Origin of the sequence: Haloplanus sp. GCM10025708, assembly GCF_042663985.1 — an archaeon.
GTDB lineage: Archaea > Halobacteriota > Halobacteria > Halobacteriales > Haloferacaceae > Salinirarus > Salinirarus marinus.
The window spans coordinates 1,014,343-1,029,378 of the sequence record NZ_JBHSZA010000011.1 but is presented as its reverse complement, the minus strand read 5'-3'; the positions used below and the strand labels follow the sequence as shown (position 1 = coordinate 1,029,378).

Here is a 15,036-nt window from a genome sequence, read left to right as displayed (position 1 = left end):
CATGGGAGGTCGTCGCACGCTCGATCCGCGAACCGGTCTCGCAGACCGGTTCTACTACGGCTGGGTCGTCGCCGTCGCGTGTCTGCTGGCGGCGACGGCGGTGTTCGGCCTCACCTACTCCTTCGGCGTCTTCTTCGAGCGCATGCTCGACGCCTTCGCCGCCTCGCGGGCCCGAATCTCACTGGTGTTCGGCGTCCAGATGTTCGTCCTCTACGTGGGCGCGACGGCGTCGGGCGGCCTCGTGGACCGCTACGGGCCGCGCCGGATGCTACTGGTCGGGACGGCGCTCCTCGTGGCCGGGTTGCTGGCGACGAGTCGGAGCCAGTCCTTTCTCGGCCTGCTCGCGGCGTACGGACTGGTGACCGCCCTCGGCCTCTCTATCGTCTACGTCGTCGCCTACGCGTCAGTTCCGCGCTGGTTCGACAGACGCCGCGGCGCGGCACAGGGCCTCGCGACGGCCGGACTCGGCCTCGGTCTCGTCGCCATCCCGCCCGCGGCCGACTCGCTCATCCAGTCGGTCGGGTGGCGCAGCGCGTTCGTCGCGCTCGCGGCCGGCGTCGGTGGCGTCTGTCTCGTCGTCTCGCTCCTGTTCGCCGACGACCCGGAGGACGTGGGCGCGGACCCGAACGTGGAGTTCCCCGACGGCCGCACCGACGGGAGCGAACGCGACCCCGCGGGGCGGCGGCGACGGCCCTCCGGAGGCCCTCGTTCCTGCTCGTGATGCTCGGCTGGACGCTCATCTACACGACGCTCTATACGCTCATGAGTCACCTCGTCCTCCACGTCACCGACGTGGGCCTCGCCCGACAGGTGGGCGTCACCGCCATCGCCATCGTCGGCGTGACGACGAGCGCCGCGCGCCTCGGCCTCGGCGTCCTCTCCGACCGCATGGGTCGGGTGAGCATCTTCGTCGTCTGTTCGACGGTGATGGGCCTCTCGATGGCGGCGCTGGCCGTCGCGCAGTCGCCGCTGGCCGTCTTCGCCGTGGCCGCCGCCTACGGTATCAGCTACGGCGGCAACGGCGCGTTGCTCTCGCCGTTAGTGGCCGATCTGTTCGGGAACGAGAACCTCAATACGCTCTACGGAATGCTCTCGTTCGCGTTCGCGGTGTCCGGGCTGGCCGCTCCGCCCATCGCGGGAGCCGTCTTCCAGCGGATGGGTGGCTACGCGTCGATCTTCCTCGCGTTCGGCGCGCTCTGTGTCGTCGGCGCGGGATGTATCGGCGTCGCCGGCCGGCTCGCCGCGCGCGAGTGATCGACGTCGGCGGCGGTCGGTGACGTCGGCACCGGCGACCCGACGACGAGCGAGTGTGCGACGCCCGCGCGGCTACCGCGCCGCCGCCTCGATCTCGTCAAGGACCTCGGGGTTCTCGATGCTGCTCATGTCGCCGAGTTCCTCGCCGCGGTAGATCGAGGAGAGGGCCCGACGGATGATCTTCCCGCTCTGGGTCTTGGGGAGTTCGTCCACGAAGAGGATCTCCCGCGGTCGGAACGGCTTGCCGTGCTCCTCGCCCACCAGCTCCTTCAGCTCGGCCGCGAGGTCGTCGCTCCCCTCGTACCCCTCCTCGGGGACGACGTAGGCGACGACGGCGGTGCCGGTCGTCTCGTCGGGGACACCGACGGCCGCCGCCTGATTCACCGCGTCGTGTTCGATGAGGACGCCCTCGATCTCGGCGGGGCCGACCTTGCGGCCGGCGACGTTGAGGGCGTCGTCGGCGCGGCCGTGGAGATACCAGAAGCCGTCCTCGTCTTTCTGGGCCCAGTCGCCGTGGTCCCAGAGGTCCTCCCACGTCGACCAGTACTCATCCAGGTAGCGCTCGTCGCCGGCCCACAGCGACTTCGTCATCGACGGACAGGAGTCGCGCGCGGCGAGGTAGCCGCGTTCGTGCGTGTCGGCGATGGATTCGCCGTCCGCGTTCACGATGTCGATGTCCATTCCGAGCCCCGGGCCGCCGAGCGTGCAGGGTTTGAGCGACTGGATGGGCATCGGCATCAGGAAACAGCCGCAGATCTCCGTGCCGCCGGAGATGTTGATGATCGGCGCGTCGCCGCCGCCGACCTTCTCGTAGAACCACATCCACGACTCGGGGTCCCACGGTTCGCCGGTCGATCCGAGGAGGCGAATCGACGACAGGTCGTGGTCCTCGACCCACTCGTCGCCGTGTTTGCGGAGGGCGCGGATGGCGGTGGGCGAGATGCCGAACGCCGTCAGTTCGTGGCGGTCGATCATCTCCCAGAACCGGTCGGGGTCGGGGTGGTCCGGCGCGCCTTCGTACATGAAGATGGTGCCGCCGAAGGCGTGGTTGCCGATGAGCGTCCACGGTCCCATCATCCAGCCGATGTCCGACACCCAGAAAAAGCGGTCGTAGTCCTTGTGGTCGAAGCCGAAGTAGATTTCTTTGGCACACTGCATCAACGCGCCGGCGTGCGTGTGGACGATGCCTTTGGGCTTGCCGGTCGTCCCCGAGGAGTAGAGAAGCATCGACTCCTGTTCGGACGGGAGTTCCTTCGTCTCGTACTCGTCGTCCTGCCGTTCGACGGCGTCGTCCCACCACTCGTCGCGGTCGTCGTCCCAGGGAATGTCCGCGCCGAGGCGGTCGAAGACGATGGTGTGTTCGACGCAGCCGGCCTCCGCGACGGCCTCGTCGGCGGTGTCCTTGAGGTGGACCTCGTCGCCGCGGCGGTAGAAGCCGTCGCCCGTAAAGAGGACCGAACACTCGGGGTCTTCGAGGCGGGTGGCCGTCGCCTCGACGCCGAATCCGGAGAAGATGGGCACCGCTATCGCACCCACCTTGAAGCAGCCATAGAGGATGGAGATGACCTCCGGGACCATCGGCATGTAGAGGGCGACGGTGTCGCCGGTGCCGACGCCGCGTTCCTCCAGCGCGTTGGCCACCTTGTTGGCCTGTCGGTGGAGTTCGTGGAACGTGATCTCCCGAACGTCGCCGCCTTCGCCCTCCCAGATGCAGGCGACGCGGTTGCGCGTCGCGCTCTCGGTCCCGGCGTGTCTGTCGAGGACGTTGTGCGCGATGTTGATCGTGCCACCGGGGTACCAGTCGGTGAACTGCGGCCCCTCGCTGTCGTCGCGCACCCGGTCGTACTCCTCGTAGAAATCGATGTCCAGATAGTCGGGCAGTTCGTCCCAGAACCACTCGACGTCGCCGCACGTCCGCTCAATGAGTTCGTCGTAGTCGTCGATGCCGTACTCCTGCATGAACTGATAGACGTTCGTCGACTCCACGAACTCCTGGCTCGGTTCGTGGACGAGCTCGTCCATATTGGGTTCTGTGACCATGTGGCGCGGGTTATAGCCGAGCAACTATAACATTTTAAGACACACGTCGCCGGGAACGCAACTCGACGCCGTGCGCAAATCCTTTTGGTTCCACGGGAAGTAGCCACCCGTATGTACGTCCGGGATGCGAAAAATCGCGACGAGGCCTGGTTACTCGACTGCATCGAGGAGATGGGGTTAGACGACGTCGCCTTCCGCTCCCGGGACTACGTCATCGCCGTCGACGAGGGGACGAACGAACGGGCCGGCTTCGGCCGCGTCCGCATCCACAAGACCGAGGACGGCGAGTTCTGTGAACTGACGGGTATCGGCGTCCTCCCGGCGTGGCGCGGGCAGGGCGTCGGGGCGCACGTCATCGAACGTCTCGTCGAGACGGCGAGCGACGAGGGGTTCGAGACGGTGTACACGTTCGCGGACGAACCCGGCTACCTCGCCCAGTTCGGCTTCGACCCGGTCGAATCGAGCGACCTGCCCGGTCGACTCGCCGAGCGACTCGAGGCGAAACGCGAGGACGTCATGCCCGACGCCGTCGCGATGCGCGTCGACGTCGACGAGTTCGAGATGCCGCCGCGACTGCGCGAGGCGTTCAAACGCGCCGAAGCGGGCGGCGAAGCCGTCGAAGAGGAGCCGGTCGAGAGCGCGGAGGACTTCGGTATCGACCCCGAAAGCGCGACGTACAAGTACGACACCGACCGCTAACGGTCTTCGAGGAAGTCGGTGCGGAAGGCGAGCCACGCCAGCACCGAACAGAAGAGGATGGGCGGCAGAATGACGAACGCCCACAGCGGCTCGAGCCCCCAGAACAGGAGGAGGATCACGTCTGCGAGGCCGAGAGCCAGGAACGGGGAGACGTAGAGCAGCGCGCGTTTGCGGTTGTAGCCGGTCTCTGGATCGCCCGGTTCCGCTGGGGTGGCCATACCTCCACTCGACGCTCGCCTCTCAAAAGTTCCCCGTTCGCCGCTCACTCGGCGTCGACACCCGACGCCACCTCGGCGGCGACGAACAACCCGCCGAGGACGACGACGGCGAGGCCGACGCCGAATCCGGCCATCGAGAGCGGGGCCGTCGATATCGGGACGCCGTAGAGGTCGAACGACGCCGCTTGCCGGCTGATGGCGACGCCGACCAGATAGCCGAACGCCCCGAGAACCGCGACGGCGACGGCTCCGACCGCGAGCAACAGGGTGCGTCCGCGAGTCAGGTCAGTCACACGGGGTGGTAGCCGGCCGGCCCTCTTGACGGTTTGCTTCGGGGCTCACCACCGAAGCGCTTCGCGGACGACGCCAGCGACGCCACCGAGGACGAGATGGTACGACCAGTAACTCACGGGCACGCCACGAACCGCCAACACGACGTAGAGCGGAGTGCTGGCGGCGACCGCCCAGACGGGATACCACGCGACCCTGAGCGCCTGCCGTCGGTCGGCGACGGCCGGGTCCGTCTCGACGGCGACCAGTATCCCGAGCACCGTCGAGAGCAGGAACTGTGGAGCGAAGCCGAACAGGCCGGGGTCGGCGGGCGCGAGGACGTAGTTCCGGAGGACGGTCCCGTAAGTGTAGACGGCGAGGAGGGCGGCGACTGCGCGGCTGACGACCATACGCGACGGGGGAGCGCGATCCGTATGAACGCTCGGGACTCCCCAAACTCCTTTGCGGGACGGGAGCGAGGTGGGTGTATGCCCGAAGACCTCCTCGTACGGGCGCGCGAGGCAGCGAATCCTCCTACGCACCCTACTCCGAATACGAAGTCGGGGCCGCCCTCCGGACGGCGGACGGCACCGTCTTCGCCGGCTGTAACGTCGAGAACGCGAACTACAGCAACAGCCTCCACGCCGAGGAAGTCGCCATCGCGGAAGCCGTCAAGGCCGGCCATCGGGAGTTCGACCGGCTGGCCGTCTCCTCGACTGCCCGCGACGGTCTCACGCCCTGCGGGATGTGCCGGCAGACGCTCGCGGAGTTCTGCGACGACGACCTCGTCGTCGTCTGCGACGCGGGCGAGGAGGGGACGATAGAGTACACCCTCGGCGAACTCGTCCCCGACACCATTACCCCCGAGACGCTCGGCGTCGACGGAAACTGATCGTTCGCGTGATATAAATACGCATACGTGATTATATGGATATTAGGATTAAAGGAATCTTAGGGGCATGTACCCCATACTCACACTAAGGTTATTACACTCGAGTGTCATCTACTGAACGAGATGGCGCAACTCCTCGAACCCACACCCACGTCCGAACTCACGGCGTGTCCGACCTGCGGGCACGGCATCGTCAACGTCCAGGGCATCCACGCCTGCGGCTCATGCGGCTGGGTCGAGCCCCAGTACCGATAGCTCTACCGTCGGCGTGCCGCTCGGCCGCGAACGGCCACCACGCGGACGGCCACCAGTGTCTTTTACGCTGCCTCGCGAACGCGGTTGCATGGACGACGACCGTCAGTACCACGTCGACGTCGCCCCGGGCGAGATCCACGAGACGGTTCTCCTCCCCGGCGACCCCGAACGCGTCGACACCGTGTTGGAGTTCTGGGACGACGTCGAGGAGGTCGCGACCCACCGCGAATACCGGACGGCGAACGGCACCTACGACGACGTGGCGCTAACCGTCACCTCGACGGGCATCGGCAGTCCGTCGGCCTCCATCGCCGTCGAGGAACTCGCGCGCGTCGGTGCGGAGACGTTCGTCCGCGTCGGCTCCTGCGGGGCCCTCCAACCCGAGATGGACGTCGGTGACCTGGTCATCACCTCCGGCGCGGTCCGGCAGGAGGGGACGAGCGACGAGTACGTCCGCGAGGACTACCCCGCCGTGGCCGACCACGAGGTGGTGACGGCCCTCGTCGCCGCCGCCGAACGACTCGGCTACGACTACCACACCGGCGTGACGCTGAGCGCCGACAGTTTCTACGCCGGGCAGGCCCGCCCGGGGTTCGGGGGCTTCACCGCCGCCGGGAGCGAGTCGCTGCTCGCCGACCTCCGCGAGGCGAACGTCAAGAACGTCGAGATGGAAGCGAGCGCCGTCCTGACGCTGTCGAACCTCTTCGGGTTGCGGGCGGGCGCGGTCTGTACCGTCTTCGCCAACCGAACGACCGACGAGTTCCGAACGGCGGGCGAGGACCGCGCCGTCGAGACGGCGAGTCTCGCGGCCGCCCTCCTCTCGCGCATGGACGAGCGAAAGCGCGAGGCCGGTGCGGACCGGTGGCACGCCGGTCTCTCGCTGTAGGACGGATTTTCGACGATCGTCGGTCCCGCAGCGCGCTTTCAAAGCCCCTATATCCGAGGACTTCACAGACTCGTCTATGACGCAGGTCGTCGTTCTCGGGGCCGGATACGCCGGTGCCGGGGCCATAACGAAGTTAGAGCAGGTCACCGACGGGTCGGTCGACATCACGTGGATCTCCGACGACGACTACCATCTCGTCCTCCACGAAGCCCACCGCGTCATCCGTGACCCGAACGCCCGGTCGAAGATCACGATTCCCGTCGAGGAGATCAAGTCCCGCGACACGCGCTTCGTCGAATCCCACGTCACCGGCGTCGACGTCGACGACCGGGTCGTTTCCTCCGCGACGCCGACGACGTCGACTACGACTACCTCCTGGTCGCTCTCGGGAGCGCCACGGCCTTCTACGGTATCGACGGCCTCGAAGCGCACTCGCTGACGCTCAAGGGACTCGACGACGCGCTCGAAATTCACGACGCCGTCGAGTCCGCCGCCGCCGACGCGACTCACGCAGAGCCCGCACGGGTCGTCGTCGGCGGGGCGGGGCTCTCGGGCATCCAGGCGACCGGCGAACTCGCCGGCTACCGCGACGACGAGGGCGCACCCATCGAACTCACTCTCGTCGAGGGGTTAGACGAGATCTTCCCCGGTAACGACCCCAGCGTCCAGAGCGCGCTCCGCGAGCGCCTGGAGGCGCGCGACGTGAACATCATGTGCGGCGACTTCATCTCGAGCGTCGACGACGACGTCATCTACGTCGGCGGCGGTGAGGACGAACCCGCCACCGAACTCGACTACGACGTGCTCATCTGGACCGGCGGCATCACCGGCCAGGAGGAACTCGCGGACGCCGACGTCGACAAGGACGAACGGAGCAACCGCATCTACGCCGACCGCGACTTCCAGACCAGCGACCCCCGTGTGTTCGCCATCGGCGACACGGCGCTCGTCGAGCAGGGCCCCGACGACGTCGCGCCGCCGACGGCGCAGGCGGCGTGGCAGGCGGCGGACGTCGCCGGCGAGAACCTCGCTCGGGCGGCTCGGGGCGAACCGCTGAAAACCTGGACGTACGACGACAAGGGGACGGTCATCTCCATCGGCGAGGACGCCGTCGCACACGACGTGGACGTGGTGCCGTTCGGCACGTTCGGTGGGTTCGGCGCGAAGGCGCTGAAGAAGTTCATCGCGGCCCGGTGGATCGCGGACGTCTCGTCGGTCGGCAACGCGATCGACGCCTGGAGCGACCTCTAGCGGCTCAGTGTGCCGGTCGTTCGGCCGGCGCTCGCATGTCGTTGATGCGGAGGATCAGGATGTTGTTCGTGTCGTCTTTGCCGTCGACCGTCCCCTCGATGAGGAGCTTCGAGAGCGGCGTCGGACCGACGGTGACGTCGTCGCCCTCGTGGAAATCACGGACCGACCCCTGCAGGTGGATCTCCGCCCGACAGAGTTCGGGATGGTGGACGCTCGACAGATCGATCTCGCCGACGTTGGCGTTCTCGACCGGCTCCCCGTTCAACTGCAGCGGGACGGCGGCGGGTTCCTCCATCTCCTCGATGTCGAGCGCCTCGTAAGCCGCCGCCGTGGGCTTGTAGCCGCCCTTCGGCCCGGGCACGCCTTCGACCAGTTGGAGGGCTTTCAGACTCTGCATCTGGTTGCGGATCGTCCCCGGATTCCGGTCTACCTCGCCGGCGATTTCCTCGCCTTTGACCGCCTCCTCGCTCTCCCGATAGAGATTGATGAGCGCAGTGAGGATGGTCTTCTGGCTGGACGTTAGTTCGATTGATGACATGCCGTATTCTTGGGAATATACGTTATTAAAGGCCGTGGATGTGGGGTCTCGGCGGCGTTCACTCCCCGGTTTCGATCGAAACGACACGTCTTTGCATCTGTGTCCGCCCCATACGAGGCATGGAAGACAAGCGGGTACTCGTCACCGGCGGTGCCGGATTCATCGGTTCGAACCTCGCCAATCGCCTCGCGGCGGACAACGACGTAATCGCCATCGACGACCGCCATCTCGGGACGCCGGACAACCTCGATTCGGCGGTCGAGTTCGTCGAGGCGAGCGTCCTCGACGAGGGCCTGCCGACCGACGTGGACGTGCTCTTTCACCTCGCGGCGTACTCCTCGTACACGATGGCCGAGGAGAACAAACGCGAGGCTACCCGCGTCAACGTCGAAGGGTTCGTCAACGCGGTCGAACAGGCCGTCGACGACGGCTGTGACACCGTCGTCTACGCCTCGACGTCCTCCATCTACGGCACGCGGACGGAGCCGTCGCCGGAGGACCTTCCGGTCGAGGCCCGCACCTGCTACGAGGCGTCGAAGCTCGCACGCGAACGCTACGGCGAGTATTTCCACCACCACTACGGGCCGTCGATGGCCGGCATGCGGTTTTTCTCCGTCTATCAGGGCTACGGTGGCGCGGAGGAACACAAAGGCGAGTACGCCAACACCGTCGCGCAGTTCGCCGACAAAATCGCCAGTGGGGAGTCGCCCGTCCTCTTCGGCGACGGCACGCAGACCCGCGATTTCACCCACGTCGACGACGTCGTGCGCGCTCTCGAACTCGCCGCCGACGAGGGCCTGACCGGCGTCTACAACGTCGGCACCGGCGAGAGCTACGACTTCAACGCGATGGTCGAGATGATCAACGACGTCCTCGACACCGACGTCGACCCCGAATACGTCGAGAACCCCTCGACGTCTACGTCCACGACACCCTCGCCGACGCCTCGAAACTCCGGGAGGCGACGGGGTGGGAGCCCGAAATCCCCTTCGAGGAAGGCGTCCGCCGCGTCTGTGAGCCGTACCTGGAGTAACCCCGCGACCGGCACTTATATCCCGTCCCGTTCTACCCGCTGTCATGACCGACGTGCGAATCATCGGCGCGCCGACGGACTACGGTGCGAACCGGCGCGGCGTCGACATGGGGCCGTCCGCGATCCGCTATGCGGATCTGGCCGACGAACTCGAACGAACCGGATTCGACTGCCAGGACGGCGGCGATCTCCCGGCTCCCCGCGTCGAAGAACGGGACGAGGAAGCCGGCGTCGGCCGGTCGAACGCGAAGTACCTTCGCGAGGTGGAGACGGTCTGTCGCCGCCTCGCCGACGAGGTGGCCGACGCGCTGGCCGCGTCGTCGTCGCCGGTGGTCCTCGGCGGCGACCACTCCATCGCCATCGGCTCTATCGCCGGGAGCGCCCGCGACGCCGACGTCGGCGTCCTCTGGTTCGACGCCCACGGCGACTTCAACACGCCCGAGACGACGCCCAGCGGCAACGTCCACGGGATGCCGCTGGCGGCCGCACTCGGGCGCGGCGAGTTCGCGTCCTCGTCGTGGGCGCGGGCGGACGGACTCGCCGCGGAGAACGTCGCCATGGTCGGCCTGCGGGACCTCGACGCGGCCGAGAAAGACGCCATCCGCGAGAGCGACGTCACCGCGTTCACCATGACCGACGTCGACGAACGTGGCATCGCTTCCGTCGTCGACGACGCCCTCGACGTCGTCACCGCCGGGACCGACGGCGTCCACGTCAGCCTCGATCTGGACTGGCTCGACCCGATGGAGGCCCCGGGCGTCGGGACGCCCGTCCGCGGCGGCGTCACCTACCGCGAGGCCCACGCCGCACTCGAACTCGTCGCCGAAACGGGGGCGTTGCGGTCGATCGAACTCGTGGAGGTCAATCCCGTTCTCGACGATCACAACGAGACCGCCGAACTCGCCGTGGAACTGGCGGCGAGCGGTTTCGGCAGGCGCATCCTCTGAGTGCCGGCGAGCAGGAGGGGCGTACGTCGGTCGTTCGATCCCCCCGTCGGACTCAGGCCTCCGCTTCGACCCTGACCACCGCCGTGTCGGTGTCCCGGTTTCCCGCCGCGTCGACGACGGTCAGTTCCACCACGTAGGAACCGGCGACCCGTCTCGTGCGGCAGGCGTCCGGTCGGGGGCGACGTGCTCCGAGGCGGCGAACCCTCCTGCGACGACGGCGACGAGGAGAACAGCACCGATCGCGAAGCGACGCGAGAGTGTCATTACGCCGACTCACGGCGCGATAGCACAGAGGAGGCCGTGCAAATATCCGAACTTACGCTTCGACGCGTCTCTCGGGAACGACGGCGACCGACGCCACGTCGTCGCCCTCGTGGAGCTCCATCACGGTGACGCCCATCGTGTTCCGGCCGAACGTCGAGACGTCCTCGACGCGGGTGCGCATGATCTGTCCGCGCTCGCTCATGACCACGAGGTGGTCGCCGGGGCCGACGGCCTCGATGGTGCAGGCGGGGCCGTTGCGCTCGTCCGTCTTGATGTCGATGAGTCCCTTCCCGTAACGGGACTGCTGGCGGTAGTCCTCGATGGCGGTGCGCTTGCCGTAGCCGTTGTCGGTGACGGTCAGGAGCCACTCGTGTTCGGCCGCGTCGACGGCGGCGATGCCGGTCACTTCGTCGCCCTCCTGGAGTTTGATACCGCCGACGCCGCGCGCGCTGCGCCCCATCGAACGGACCTCTTCCTCGTCGAAGCGGATGCTCATTCCGCCGGCGGTGGCGACGACCAGGTCGCGCGTTCCGTCGGTCACCTCCACGTCCACGAGGGCGTCGCCCTCCTCCAGTTCGACGGCGCGGATGCCCGTCGAGAGGATGTTCTCGAACTCCTCGACGCCGGTCCGCTTGACGCGACCGTGCCGGGTCGCCATCGTGAGGTAGCCGCTCTCCTCGGCATCGAGGTCGGCGGTGTTCACGACGGCCGTGATCTCCTCGTCCTCGGCCAGATCCAGGAGGTTCACCGCCGACTTGCCGCGGGCCGTCCGACTCATCTCGGGCACCTGGTAGGTCTTGAGTTCGTACACCTGCCCGTGGTTGGTGAAACAGAGCAGGTAGTCGTGGGTGTTGGCGACGAACACCGACGACACCTGATCGCCTTCCTTGAGGTCGGTGCCGATGATGCCCTTGCCGCCCCGACGTTGCGCGCGGAACTGCGAGAGGGCATCCGCTTGATGTAGTCGTCCTCGCTGACGACGACGACGACGTCCTCCTCGGCGATGAGGTCCTCGCGGGTGACTTCGCCTTCGTCCTCCAGGATCGTCGTCCGCCGGTCGTCGTCGTACTCGTCTTTGATCTCGAGCAGCTCCTCCTCGATGACGCCCAGCAGTTCGGATTCGTGTTCCAGGATCTCCGTCAGGCGGTCGATGCGTGCCTGGACGTCCTCGTACTCGTCTTCTATCGCCTCGGTCTCCATCGACGTGAGGCTGCCGAGCTGCATCGAGACGATGTGTTCGACCTGCGCCTCCGAGAAGTCGTAAGCCTCCCGCAGGGCCGCCTTGGCGTCGTCGCGGTCCTCGGCGTCCTGGATGACGTCGACCACGTCGTCGACGTGTTCGAGAGCAGTCAGTCGGCCTTCGAGGATGTGCGCCCGGTCTTCGGCCTCCGCGAGGTCGTACTCGCTGCGCCGGCGGACGACCGCTCGTCGGTGGTCGAGGTAGGCTTCGAGCGTCTCCTTGAGGTCGAGCACCCGGGGTTCGCCGTCGACGAGCGCGAGGTTGATAACGCCGAACGTCGATTCGAGGTGCGATTCGAGCAGCTGATTTTTGACCAGTTCGGGGTCCGTCCCGCGCTTGAGTTGGATGACGATGCGGATACCGTCGCGGTCGGACTCGTCGCGCAGGTCGCGGATGCCTTCGAGTTTCCCCTCGTTGACGTCGTCGGCGATGCGCTCGACGAGGCGGGATTTGTTCGCCTGGTAGGGGAGTTCCGTGACGACGATCTTGTCGCCGTCCTCGACTTCGAGTTCGGCGCGGACGCGGAGTCGCCCGCGACCCGTCTTGTACGCCTGGTGGATGGCGTTGCGGCCGACGATGTTCGCACCCGTCGGGAAATCGGGGCCTGTGACGTGTTCCATCAGATCCTCGACGGTGCAGTCGGGGTTGTGGATGAGGTGGACCGTCGCGTCGATGACCTCGCCGAGGTTGTGCGGCGGGACGTTGGTCGACATCCCGACGGCGATGCCCGACGAGCCGTTGACCAGGAGGTTGGGGAGCGCCGACGGCAACACCTCCGGTTCCTCCATCCGGTCGTCGTAGTTCGGCGAGAAGTCGACGGTGTCTTTCTCGATGTCTTCGAGGAGTTCCTCGGCGATGGGTGCCATCCGCGCTTCCGTGTAGCGCATGGCCGCCGGCGGGTCGCCGTCGATGGAGCCGAAGTTCCCCTGGCCGTCCACGAGCGGATAGCGCATCGAGAAGTCCTGTGCCATGCGCGCGAGGGCGTCGTAGATGGCCGAGTCGCCGTGCGGATGGTAATCGCCCATCGTCGAGCCGACGATCGAGGAGGACTTCCGGTGTGACGAACGCGAGGAGACGCCCGCTTCGTGCATCGCATAGAGGATGCGCCGGTGGACGGGCTTCAGGCCGTCCCGGACGTCCGGGAGGGCCCGCCCCGCGATGACGGACATCGCGTAGTCGATGTACGACTGTTCCATCTCCTGTTCGATGCGCGCCGTCTCGACGCGCCGGGCGGGCGCGTCCGGTGTGTCAGAACTCATATGTCGACCCACTCCGCGTCGGTGGCGTGTTCTTTGATGAACTGCTTGCGCGGTTCGACGGCGTCACCCATCAGCACCGAGAACATCCGGTCTGCCGTCGCCGCGTCGTCGATGGTGATGCGTTTGAGAATGCGGTTCTCGGGGTCCATCGTCGTCTCCCACAACTGGTCGGGGTTCATCTCGCCCAGACCCTTGAACCGCTGGACCTGGTCGGGGTCGCCGTTGCACTTCTCCTCGACGATGCGCTCGCGTTCCGCCTCGCTCATCGCGTCGTACGTCTCGCCGCGGTAGCGGATGCGGTAGAGCGGCGGTTGGGCCGCGTAGACGTAGCCCGCCTCCAGCAGCGGCTTCATGTGCCGGTAGAAGAGGGTGAGCAGGAGCGTCCTGATGTGTGCGCCGTCGACGTCGGCGTCCGTCATCAGGATGATCCGGTTGTACCGCGCCTCCTCGATGTCGAACTCCTCGCCGATGCCCGTCCCGATGGCGGTGATGAGCGCCCGGATCTCGTCGTTTTCGAGGATGCGGTCGAGGCGGTGTTTCTCGACGTTCAGAATCTTCCCCTTCAGCGGGAGGATCGCCTGGAAGTGGCGGTCGCGTCCCTGTTTGGCGCTGCCGCCGGCGGAGTCGCCCTCGACGACGAACAGCTCCGACTCCTCGGGGTCGCGGGACTGACAGTCCGCGAGTTTGCCCGGGAGCGCCGTCGATTCGAGCGCGCTCTTTCGGCGGGTCAGTTCCTCCGCTTTCTTGGCGGCCTTCCGGGCTTTCGCCGCCTCGACGGCCTTGCCGACGATGGCCTGGACCGTGTTCGGGTTCTCCTCGAAGTAGGTGCCGAGTTTCTCGTGGACCGCGCTCTCGGTGATGCCCCGGACTTCCGAGTTACCGAGTTTCGTCTTGGTCTGGCCCTCGAACTGCGGATCCGGATGCTTGATGGAGATGACCGCCGTCAGCCCCTCGCGGACGTCCTCGCCGCGGAGATTGTCGTCGATGTCGGTCAGCAGGTCGTGGTCGTTCGCGTAGTCGTTGACGACGCGGGTGAGCGCCGTCTTGAACCCGGTGAGGTGAGTGCCGCCCTCGCGGGTGTTGATGTTGTTGGCGAAGGCGTGAATCGACCCCTGGAGTTCGTCGGTGGCCTGCATCGCCACCTCGACTTCGATGCCCTCCTCGGCGTCCGCAAAGTAGATGACGTCGTCGTGGAGGGCGGTCTTGGACTCGTTGAGGTAGCGGACGAACTCGCGGATGCCGCCCTCGTAGTAGAACCGCTCGCGCTCCTCGGTCCGCTCGTCTTCGATGTCGATCCGGACACCGGAGTTGAGGAAGGCGAGTTCGCGCAGTCGGTTGGCCAGCGTGGAGAAGTCGTACTCGGTCGTCTCGAAGATCTCCTCGTCCGGCCAGAACCGGAGGAACGTGCCCGTCTCCTCGTCGTCGCGCAGGTCGCGGACGCGGGTGAACGCTCCCTCGACGGGTTCGCCGCGTTCGAAGCGGTGTTCCCACACGCCGCCGTTGCGCTTGATAGTGACTTCGAGTTCCGCCGAGAGCGCGTTGACGACGCTGACGCCGACGCCGTGGAGACCGCCGGAGACCTGGTACGACTTGCTGTCGAACTTCCCACCGGCGTGCAGGACGGTCATGATGACCTCGACCGCCGGTCGGTCGTACTGTTCGTGTACGTCGACGGGGATGCCACGGCCGTTGTCCGCGACGCTCACCGACCCGTCCTCGTGGACGGTCACGTCGATGCGGTCGCAGTAGCCCGCGAGCGCCTCGTCGATGGCGTTGTCCACGACCTCGTAGACGAGATGGTGGAGTCCGCGGGAGTCCGTGGACCCGATGTACATCGCCGGGCGTTTCTGGACGGCCTGTAGGCCCTCCAGCACCTGAATCTGCCCGGCTCCGTACTCAGTTTCGTCTGCCATAGAATCTGGAAATCAGTAGACGGTCCCGACCCTTAAAGCTCCCGCACGCGCGCACGCGAGCAAAGTAGAAATTTTCA

At 66.7% G+C, this 15,036-nt stretch carries 13 protein-coding genes and 4 pseudogenes; 9 read left to right on the top strand and 8 right to left on the bottom strand.

Annotated features, from left to right (window positions below; translation table 11 throughout):
- Position 1: 1 nt before the first annotated feature.
- Entirely contained in the window at positions 2 to 721 is a 720-nt protein-coding gene (locus tag ACFQJD_RS08705; RefSeq protein WP_379797598.1) for an MFS transporter, read from the top strand.
- Positions 721 to 1,254, top strand: a complete 534-nt coding sequence (locus ACFQJD_RS08700; RefSeq protein WP_379797596.1) for an MFS transporter — start codon at positions 721 to 723, stop codon at positions 1,252 to 1,254. The genes ACFQJD_RS08705 and ACFQJD_RS08700 overlap by 1 nt, the downstream gene beginning before the upstream one ends.
- A gap of 72 nt (positions 1,255 to 1,326) precedes the next feature.
- Here ACFQJD_RS08700 and ACFQJD_RS08695 read toward each other — a convergent pair whose 3' ends face one another.
- On the bottom strand, positions 1,327 to 3,294 hold the full coding sequence (locus tag ACFQJD_RS08695; protein WP_379797593.1) for an AMP-binding protein: 1,968 nt from the start codon (positions 3,292 to 3,294) through the stop codon (positions 1,327 to 1,329).
- A gap of 111 nt (positions 3,295 to 3,405) precedes the next feature.
- On the opposite strand from ACFQJD_RS08695, the gene ACFQJD_RS08690 reads away from it, so the two are divergent.
- On the top strand, positions 3,406 to 3,993 hold the full coding sequence (locus ACFQJD_RS08690) for a GNAT family N-acetyltransferase (RefSeq protein WP_379797590.1): 588 nt from the start codon (positions 3,406 to 3,408) through the stop codon (positions 3,991 to 3,993).
- Here ACFQJD_RS08690 and ACFQJD_RS08685 read toward each other — a convergent pair.
- Genes ACFQJD_RS08685 through ACFQJD_RS08675 form a run of 3 tightly spaced genes read right to left on the bottom strand, consistent with a single transcriptional unit; the run spans position 3,990 to position 4,891 of the window.
- Positions 3,990 to 4,211: a hypothetical protein gene (locus ACFQJD_RS08685; protein ID WP_379797588.1), complete on the bottom strand. Its 222-nt coding sequence runs from the start codon at positions 4,209 to 4,211 to the stop codon at positions 3,990 to 3,992. The genes ACFQJD_RS08690 and ACFQJD_RS08685 overlap by 4 nt on opposite strands.
- A gap of 44 nt (positions 4,212 to 4,255) precedes the next feature.
- The gene (locus tag ACFQJD_RS08680) at positions 4,256 to 4,504 is read right to left on the bottom strand and encodes a hypothetical protein (protein WP_379797586.1); all 249 of its coding nucleotides are present in this window, start codon (positions 4,502 to 4,504) and stop codon (positions 4,256 to 4,258) included.
- Positions 4,505 to 4,549: 45 nt separating this feature from the next.
- Positions 4,550 to 4,891, bottom strand: a complete 342-nt coding sequence (locus tag ACFQJD_RS08675) for a hypothetical protein (RefSeq protein ID WP_379797584.1) — start codon at positions 4,889 to 4,891, stop codon at positions 4,550 to 4,552.
- 78 nt (positions 4,892 to 4,969) lie between these two features.
- On the opposite strand from ACFQJD_RS08675, the pseudogene cdd reads away from it, so the two are divergent.
- The 4 genes and pseudogenes from cdd to ACFQJD_RS08655 all read left to right on the top strand — a co-directional run bounded on the left by cdd (position 4,970) and on the right by ACFQJD_RS08655 (position 7,765).
- Positions 4,970 to 5,373 (top strand): annotated as a pseudogene (gene cdd / locus ACFQJD_RS08670) (cytidine deaminase).
- Between the two features lie 123 nt (positions 5,374 to 5,496).
- Positions 5,497 to 5,628 (top strand): hypothetical protein, encoded by a 132-nt coding sequence (locus tag ACFQJD_RS08665; RefSeq protein WP_379797582.1) that lies wholly within the window; start codon positions 5,497 to 5,499, stop codon positions 5,626 to 5,628.
- A gap of 88 nt (positions 5,629 to 5,716) precedes the next feature.
- The gene (locus tag ACFQJD_RS08660; RefSeq protein WP_379797580.1) at positions 5,717 to 6,514 is read left to right on the top strand and encodes a nucleoside phosphorylase; all 798 of its coding nucleotides are present in this window, start codon (positions 5,717 to 5,719) and stop codon (positions 6,512 to 6,514) included.
- Positions 6,515 to 6,590: 76 nt separating this feature from the next.
- Positions 6,591 to 7,765, top strand: a pseudogene (locus ACFQJD_RS08655) (NAD(P)/FAD-dependent oxidoreductase).
- A 4-nt stretch (positions 7,766 to 7,769) separates the two neighbouring features.
- Here the strand turns inward: ACFQJD_RS08655 and ACFQJD_RS08650 are convergent.
- Entirely contained in the window at positions 7,770 to 8,303 is a 534-nt protein-coding gene (locus tag ACFQJD_RS08650) for an Rrf2 family transcriptional regulator (RefSeq protein ID WP_379797578.1), read from the bottom strand.
- 119 nt (positions 8,304 to 8,422) lie between these two features.
- Here ACFQJD_RS08650 and ACFQJD_RS08645 point away from each other — a divergent pair.
- Positions 8,423 to 9,336 (top strand): annotated as a pseudogene (locus ACFQJD_RS08645) (NAD-dependent epimerase/dehydratase family protein).
- Between the two features lie 44 nt (positions 9,337 to 9,380).
- Positions 9,381 to 10,283, top strand: coding sequence for an arginase (gene rocF, locus ACFQJD_RS08640; protein WP_379797576.1), 903 nt, complete (start codon positions 9,381 to 9,383; stop codon positions 10,281 to 10,283).
- Positions 10,284 to 10,403: 120 nt separating this feature from the next.
- Here rocF and ACFQJD_RS08635 read toward each other — a convergent pair whose 3' ends face one another.
- From ACFQJD_RS08635 to gyrB, 3 genes and pseudogenes are all read right to left on the bottom strand, one after another.
- Positions 10,404 to 10,547 carry a hypothetical protein gene (locus tag ACFQJD_RS08635; RefSeq protein ID WP_379797574.1) on the bottom strand — a complete coding sequence of 48 codons (144 nt, stop codon included), beginning with the start codon at positions 10,545 to 10,547 and terminating at the stop codon, positions 10,404 to 10,406.
- 52 nt (positions 10,548 to 10,599) lie between these two features.
- Positions 10,600 to 13,046, bottom strand: a pseudogene (gene gyrA, locus ACFQJD_RS08630) (DNA gyrase subunit A).
- Positions 13,043 to 14,959: a DNA topoisomerase (ATP-hydrolyzing) subunit B gene (gene gyrB, locus ACFQJD_RS08625; RefSeq protein WP_379797572.1), complete on the bottom strand. Its 1,917-nt coding sequence runs from the start codon at positions 14,957 to 14,959 to the stop codon at positions 13,043 to 13,045. The pseudogene gyrA and the gene gyrB overlap by 4 nt, the downstream one beginning before the upstream one ends.
- Between the last annotated feature and the right edge of the window lie 77 nt (positions 14,960 to 15,036).

What these genes read in the sequence shown, in the direction of transcription:
- ACFQJD_RS08705 (WP_379797598.1), top strand. Translation starts at nt 2, where the DNA reads ATGGGAGGTCGTCGCACGCTCGATCCGCGAACCGGTCTCGCAGACCGG.
- ACFQJD_RS08700 (WP_379797596.1), top strand. Translation starts at nt 721, where the DNA reads ATGCTCGGCTGGACGCTCATCTACACGACGCTCTATACGCTCATGAGT.
- ACFQJD_RS08695 (WP_379797593.1), bottom strand. Translation starts at nt 3,294, where the DNA reads ATGGTCACAGAACCCAATATGGACGAGCTCGTCCACGAACCGAGCCAG.
- ACFQJD_RS08690 (WP_379797590.1), top strand. Translation starts at nt 3,406, where the DNA reads ATGTACGTCCGGGATGCGAAAAATCGCGACGAGGCCTGGTTACTCGAC.
- ACFQJD_RS08685 (WP_379797588.1), bottom strand. Translation starts at nt 4,211, where the DNA reads ATGGCCACCCCAGCGGAACCGGGCGATCCAGAGACCGGCTACAACCGC.
- ACFQJD_RS08675 (WP_379797584.1), bottom strand. Translation starts at nt 4,891, where the DNA reads ATGGTCGTCAGCCGCGCAGTCGCCGCCCTCCTCGCCGTCTACACTTAC.
- ACFQJD_RS08665 (WP_379797582.1), top strand. Translation starts at nt 5,497, where the DNA reads ATGGCGCAACTCCTCGAACCCACACCCACGTCCGAACTCACGGCGTGT.
- ACFQJD_RS08660 (WP_379797580.1), top strand. Translation starts at nt 5,717, where the DNA reads ATGGACGACGACCGTCAGTACCACGTCGACGTCGCCCCGGGCGAGATC.
- ACFQJD_RS08650 (WP_379797578.1), bottom strand. Translation starts at nt 8,303, where the DNA reads ATGTCATCAATCGAACTAACGTCCAGCCAGAAGACCATCCTCACTGCG.
- rocF (WP_379797576.1), top strand. Translation starts at nt 9,381, where the DNA reads ATGACCGACGTGCGAATCATCGGCGCGCCGACGGACTACGGTGCGAAC.
- ACFQJD_RS08635 (WP_379797574.1), bottom strand. Translation starts at nt 10,547, where the DNA reads ATGACACTCTCGCGTCGCTTCGCGATCGGTGCTGTTCTCCTCGTCGCC.
- gyrB (WP_379797572.1), bottom strand. Translation starts at nt 14,959, where the DNA reads ATGGCAGACGAAACTGAGTACGGAGCCGGGCAGATTCAGGTGCTGGAG.